The sequence below is a fragment of the Burkholderia sp. HAN2018 genome, from assembly GCF_024704855.1.
Classification (GTDB): domain Bacteria; phylum Pseudomonadota; class Gammaproteobacteria; order Burkholderiales; family Burkholderiaceae; genus Burkholderia; species Burkholderia cepacia.
The window spans coordinates 1-5,884 of record NZ_QOBB01000332.1 but is presented as its reverse complement, the minus strand read 5'-3'; the positions used below and the strand labels follow the sequence as shown (position 1 = coordinate 5,884).

The following is a 5,884-nucleotide window of genomic DNA, read 5'->3' as shown; positions in this document are numbered from 1 at the left end:
GCGCGAGGCGCGTGCCTTCCTCGGGCGTCAGCGCACCCATCCCGCGCGGCCGCGCGAAGCGCGCCTGCGGCAGCAGCAGGTGCCGGTAACCGGGATGGCGCTCCTGCGCCTGGATCGCGCTGAACACGACGGCGGGCGGCAGCACCACGACGCCGCCGGACAGGGCGAGCGTGCCGGGCTCGGCGACGCGGCGCGCGCCGAGGCAGGTTTCATCGAGCGTCGACAGGGTCATGCGGCGGTCTCCTCGTTCGTGTGCGCGAACGCGTCGCGATACTGGTTTTTCAGCGCGGGGCGGTCGATCTTGCCGTTCGGGTTGCGCGGCAACGCCGGCAGCGGCTCGACGACGAGCGGGCTCATGTAGGTCGGCAACGCGTCGCGGCACGCGCGTGCGATGTCGGCGCGGCACGCGTCGGCGTCGAGCGTCGACACGACGCACGCGGCGATCGCCTCGCCGAGCGACGCGTGCGGCACGCCGAACACCGCCGCCTCGCGGATGTGCGGCAGCGCGAACAGCACGTCCTCGACTTCGGTCGGGCTGACGCGGTAGCCGGACGTCTTGATCATGTCGTCGCCGCGCGCGACGAAATACAGGTAGCCGTCGGCGTCGCGCCGCACGATGTCGCCGGACCACACCGCGACGTCGGGGCGCGGGATCTCGCCGTGCCGGCGCGGCAGCGGGCGAAAGCGCTGCGCGGTCAGCTCGGGCCGGTTCCAGTAGCCGAGCGTGACGAACGCGCCGCGATGCACGAGTTCGCCGGGCTCGTCGGCCGCGCATTCGCTGCCGTCCGCACGCAGCACGAGGATCTCGGCGTTCGGCACGGCCTTGCCGATCGACGTCGGGCGCAACGCCGCGTCGGCCGGCGGCAGGTACGTCGAACGGAACGCTTCGGTCAGTCCGTACATCAGGTACGGCGCGGCGTGCGTGAACAGCGCCTGCAGGCGGTGCAGCAGAGGCGTCGCGAGATGGCCGCCGGTGTTCGCGAAGCGGCGGATTCGCGTGCGCGCCGTATCGCTCCAGCCGGCCGACGCGAGCTGCATCCACAGCGGTGGCACGCCGGTGATCGACGTCACGCCGAACGCGTCGCAATGGCGCGGCACGTCGGCCGGCTGCAGGAAGTCGAGCGGCGCGTAACACGCGCCGGACGCCAGCGCGGTCGTGAGCTGGCTCAGGCCCGCGTCGAAGCTGAGCGGCAGCACGCCGAGCACGACGTCGTCGTCGGCCAGCCCCTGGTACGCGGCGACGCTGAACGCGCCCGACACCAGGTTGCGATGCGACACGACCACGCCTTTGGGCTTGCCGGTCGAGCCGGACGTGTAGAGCAGCGCGGCGGGATCGTCGTCGACCGGGCGGCCGGCGGCGAACGGTGCAGCAGCGCCGGCGTCGGACGCGGCGATCGCATCGGCCAGCTCCTCGATCAGCATCGTGCGGGTGCCGACGAGCGCGGCGAGCGCCGGCAGGCGCTTCAATCGCTGCGCGCCGGTCATGAACAGCGCCGCGCCGCTGTCGGCGACGATGTGTTCGATCTGCGCTTCCTTCAATTGCGGATTGACCGGCACGAAGATCGCGCCGAGTGCGTTGGCCGCGAGCATCGCGACCACGGTTTCGATGCGTTTCGGCGCGTAGATGGCGACGCGCTCGCCGGGCCGCACGCCGCGCGACGCGAGTGCGGCGGCCGCGCGGCGGACCGCGCGCGCGAGCTGTTCGTAGGTCATCGTGCCGCCGCCGTCGGCATACGCGGGATGATGCGGCCAGCGCGCGGCGCCGTGGTCGAGCAGGTCGGCGATGCTGATCAGGGCGTTCATGATCGGCTCCTCTCTCTGGTGGGTCTAGGCGGGCCGCACGTACACGTGCGCGGCTTCGTGGGACAGGAAATGCGCCATCGAGTACGTCCGGTGATAGGCGCCGCAGCGCGCGAACACGGCGATGTCGCCGACCTGCGGCGGAGCGCCGGTATCGTCGCGGCCGATCACGTCCGCGCGGCTGCACGTGCTGCCGGCGTAGATCGTCGGCACGCCGCGCGCGGGCGGTGCCGGCGTGCGGCGCACGAGCGACGGCGCGGCCAGCCGGCGCATCACCGATTCGGTCTGCGCGAGCAGGAACGCATGCGACAGCCCGCCGTCGCAGACGGCGATCGTGCGGTCCTGCCATGTCTTGACCGCGACGACGCGCGTCGCGAACACGCCCGCGTCGGCGAAGATCGCGCGGCCGGATTCGTGCGCGAGCGAGTACTGGCCGGCCAGCGGGGCGAGCGCGGTCGCATAGCGCTCGAACGCGGCATCGCCCGGGTGATCGTCGGCGAAGCCGCCGCCGAGGCTCAGCGAGCCGAGCGGTGCGCCGTTGGCCGGCGCGAGATCGCGGGCGAGCGCCGCGAGCCGCTCGGGCAGCACGAGCGTGTCGGGCTGCGTCGCGTCCTGGCGGATGAACGAATGCGGGCCGGAGAACACGTGCAGCCCGGCAACGGGCAGGCCGGCGGCGGCGAGCGTGCGCACCGCGTCGTGCGCCTCGTTCGGCGTCATCCCGAAGTGGTCGTGCCACAGCGCCCGCGCGTCGTCGCCGGCCAGCGCGCCGGCATTCACGCGCAGCAGTACTGGGCCCGGCGTGCTGCCGCCGGCCGCGGCTTCGCGCGCCAGCGGCACGAAGCGCGCGACCGCGTCCGGGTTGTCGAGCACGAAATGGCAGCGCGACGCGAGCCCGGCGCGCATGAACATCTCGTCCATCGACGGGTTGTTCAGGTAGCGCGGCGTCCTGATCCGGCCGATCACCGCGTCGAGTTCGCCGCGGCTCGCGAGTTCGACGCCGTCCTCGTACGCATGGGCACAGCGCGCGAGCATGTCCTGGTTCGGGTTCGCCTTCAGCGACACGATCAGCCGCGTGCCGAGCCGCGCCTTCAGCGACCGGTAGCGCGCGACCGCGACTTCCGGCTCGTACACGTAGCACGGCGTGCGCAGGTCGGCGATCCACGCGTGGTCGCCGGTGGGTGGAAGCGGGCGCTCAGGCGTCATGGCGGCCCACCGGATGAAGCGTGGCGGCCGCATACGCGCCGCAGTTCGACTGCATCACGCCGAGCACGCGCTGCCCGCGCGCGACCGCGTCGAGCCCGACGTCGGCCAGGTTGATCGGGAAATCCGAGCAGCACGCATGGCCGCGCGCATGGATGTTCTCCGCATACAGCCGCTCGGCCGGCACGCGCATCGCGCGGCACAGCGCGTTCCAGCCCGGCAGGTCGGCGTTGTGCGGCAGCACGAGCTCGTATGCGTCGAGCGCGTGCGGTTCGAGCGCGACCGCCGCGTCGATCGCCTTGCGCGTGTACGGCCACTCCATCATGATCAGGTCGGCCTCGTTCGCGGCGACGGTGTCCGAGCCGCGATGCCATTTCGCGTGCGTCTCGATCGCGATGCCGCCGAGCCGGTTCTTCGTGCTGTTGCGTGCGATCAGCATCGCGGCCGCGCCGTCGCACTGCACGCCCGTCATCTGCCGCATCCGGTAATCCTCGCCGTACACGCGGTCGGACGACACGACGAGCGCCGCGTCGAGTTGCGGATAACGACGCATCAGCGCGCGAACGGTCTCGATGCCGGCCGCGACCGACACGCAGTTCAGCTGCGCGACCGAGCCGAGCCACAGCGGCTCGATGCCGAGCTGCGCGGCGAGCTCGTGCGGCAGGCTGCGCGGCGCGGGCGGCACGCTGAACTGCTGCGTGTGCACGTGGACGATCGCGCCGATGTCGGACGGATGCACGCGCGCGGTGTCAAGCAGGCGGCCCGCCGCCGCGATCGCGAGATCGGTCTCGCTCGTGTCGAGCGCCATGTGGAAGTAGCGGCTGCCCGACTGCGCGATCGCCGCGGCCCGTTGCGCCGGGTAGTCGCGCTCGGCGGCCCACGCCTCGATGTCGACGGGCAGGCCCGGCAGTTCGTAGGCCACCGCGTCGATACCGATCCAGAAATCGTGTGACGCTTGGGAGGAGTTCGTCATGGTTCAGTTAAGCGGCATCGCCGCGTAGTCGAGAACATCGAGTTTTTCGAAGGTCGCCTGCACGGTCGGCGTGAGCAGGCCCATCTCGCGGATCGTCGGCACCAGGCGCCGGAAGATCGAGCGGCGGATCGAGCTGGAGACCGGCGACTCGCGCACCATCGCGCTGCATTCGCGTTTCGACAGGCCCATCGGCTCCCAGATGTCGTCCGCACACAGGTGCTCGTACAGCACGGCCGCGCCTTCGCAGACGAATTCCTCGCGCTCGCGCAGCTCGGTCGAACTCATCTCCGCATACACGCGGCACAGCGTGATCCGGCCGACCGCGAAGTGACGCGCCTCGTCGCGCTGGATCCGCAGGAAGAGATCCTTGATGAACGGATCGGTGCTGTACGCGATGACGCTCTGGAAGATCGACAGCGCGATGCCCTCGACGAGCACCTGCATCCCGAGGTTCGTCATGTCGAGCGCGCTGCTCGTGATCGTGTCGTGCAGCAGCCCCTTCAGCGAGCGGCTCATCGGGTAGCTGACGTCGAGCTTCTCGTTGACGAGCTTCGCGTATGCCTCGACGTGGCGCGCTTCGTCCATCATCTGCGCGGCGGCGCACAGGCGCGCGCTCAGGCCATCCTCGGCCGACGCGAGCTTCGATGCGCAGATCAGCGCGGCCTGCTCGCCGTGCAGGATCTGCGACAGCAGCCAGCCCTGCGCGTGATGGCGCACCTCGCGCTTGTCGGCGTCGGACAGCTTGCTCCACAGCTCGGTGCCGTAGATCAGCAGCGTCGGGTCGGGCATGCCGAGCGGATTCGCCGGGTCGAGGTCGTGGCTCCAGTCGACGTCGGTCGCGACGTCCCACTGCGCGGCCTTCGCCTTTTCGTAAAGCCGGTTCAGCGCCTCTTCGCGCAGCGCGTAGTCGTTCGACATCAGGGCGTCGACGGGCATCGACCAGCGGATGTCGGCCGAGTCCTGCATAACGGTGAGCGTGTCAGTCATTTAGGGTCTCCCCGGCCGCGCGGCGGCGCCGGAATGATGGGCGGAATCGGTAAGCATCGTGGCGGCAGCGCGCGGTGTCGGCGGATGCGGCACGAGGCGGATCGCGTACGACGGCCATGCGCCGCGCAGCTGCGCGTCGAACGCATCGGCGAGCCGCGCGGGCCAGATCGCGCAGCACACGCGGTTGTCGCCGGAGAACTCGGCATCGCGCAGGATCCGGTCGCCGATCCACACGACGGGCGCGCCGCGCGCGGCGTCGCGCAGCGCTTCGTCGTACAGGTGCACGCCGAGCAGCACGTGCGGCGCGAGCAGTTCGGCCGGCAGCGCGCCGAAGTACGGCGCGCAGACTTCGATGAACACGCGTGCGTCCGGATGCACCGCGTCGCGGATTCGCGCGGTCGCTTCCGCGAGGAACGCGAAATACTGGACGTGGTCGAGCAGCACGCGGCGCTCGCCGCCGGATGCGTCGCCGGCGTCGTATGGTTCGCCGGCCGCTTCCGCGAGCGCGGCGCGCGCGTAGTCGGCCGGCGTGTCGAGCGGCATCCGGTACGCGCTCGCGGCGACCGCGACCGGCTGCCGCGCATCGCGCTCGATCCGGTAGGTGAAGTGAACGGGCCGCACCATGTCATGCCTCGCTGTCGAGAGAGAACGTCGCGTCCGGCGCGAATGCGACGTCGGCGACCGCGTAATAGCCGTTCAGCGCGAGCGAGCAGACGGCCGCGCGGCGCGGCGTGTCGCCGTCGCGATGCGCGAGCAGCACCGACAGCCACGGGTCGCTGCCGAACGCATGCCCGAACAGCCCGTGGCCGTCGGGCAGCAGCGGCGTCTTGCCGACCGACGCGAGCAGCGCGCGGCGCGACGTCGCCGGAAAGAACGGCAGCGCCGCGTGCACGCCGGGGCGGGCCGCGCAGAAGGTGCGGATGT

General features: G+C 71.3%; 5 protein-coding genes and 2 pseudogenes. All 7 read right to left on the bottom strand.

Annotated elements, in window-relative coordinates; genetic code table 11:
* Positions 1-232: pseudogene (locus DPV74_RS38410) on the bottom strand (hypothetical protein); the annotation flags it as partial.
* Positions 229-1,803 (bottom strand): acyl-CoA ligase (AMP-forming), exosortase A system-associated, encoded by a 1,575-nt coding sequence (locus DPV74_RS38405; RefSeq protein ID WP_119339081.1) that lies wholly within the window; start codon positions 1,801-1,803, stop codon positions 229-231. The gene DPV74_RS38405 and the pseudogene DPV74_RS38410, both read right to left, overlap by 4 nt.
* A gap of 24 nt (positions 1,804-1,827) precedes the next feature.
* On the bottom strand, positions 1,828-3,003 hold the full coding sequence (locus tag DPV74_RS38400) for a PLP-dependent decarboxylase (protein ID WP_119339080.1): 1,176 nt from the start codon (positions 3,001-3,003) through the stop codon (positions 1,828-1,830).
* On the bottom strand, positions 2,993-3,973 hold the full coding sequence (locus DPV74_RS38395; RefSeq protein ID WP_119339079.1) for a ketoacyl-ACP synthase III family protein: 981 nt from the start codon (positions 3,971-3,973) through the stop codon (positions 2,993-2,995). The genes DPV74_RS38400 and DPV74_RS38395 overlap by 11 nt, the downstream gene beginning before the upstream one ends.
* Positions 3,974-3,976: 3 nt before the next feature.
* Positions 3,977-4,960 (bottom strand): ferritin-like domain-containing protein, encoded by a 984-nt coding sequence (locus tag DPV74_RS38390; RefSeq protein ID WP_162923262.1) that lies wholly within the window; start codon positions 4,958-4,960, stop codon positions 3,977-3,979.
* Positions 4,961-5,584 carry a hypothetical protein gene (locus DPV74_RS38385; RefSeq protein WP_119339078.1) on the bottom strand — a complete coding sequence of 208 codons (624 nt, stop codon included), beginning with the start codon at positions 5,582-5,584 and terminating at the stop codon, positions 4,961-4,963.
* A 1-nt stretch (position 5,585) separates the two neighbouring features.
* Positions 5,586-5,884 (bottom strand): annotated as a pseudogene (locus DPV74_RS38380) (hypothetical protein); the annotation flags it as partial.

Coding starts and splice junctions, on each gene's coding strand:
- DPV74_RS38390 (WP_162923262.1), bottom strand. CDS start 4,960: ATGACTGACACGCTCACCGTTATGCAGGACTCGGCCGACATCCGCTGG.
- DPV74_RS38395 (WP_119339079.1), bottom strand. CDS start 3,973: ATGACGAACTCCTCCCAAGCGTCACACGATTTCTGGATCGGTATCGAC.
- DPV74_RS38400 (WP_119339080.1), bottom strand. CDS start 3,003: ATGACGCCTGAGCGCCCGCTTCCACCCACCGGCGACCACGCGTGGATC.
- DPV74_RS38405 (WP_119339081.1), bottom strand. CDS start 1,803: ATGAACGCCCTGATCAGCATCGCCGACCTGCTCGACCACGGCGCCGCG.
- DPV74_RS38385 (WP_119339078.1), bottom strand. CDS start 5,584: ATGGTGCGGCCCGTTCACTTCACCTACCGGATCGAGCGCGATGCGCGG.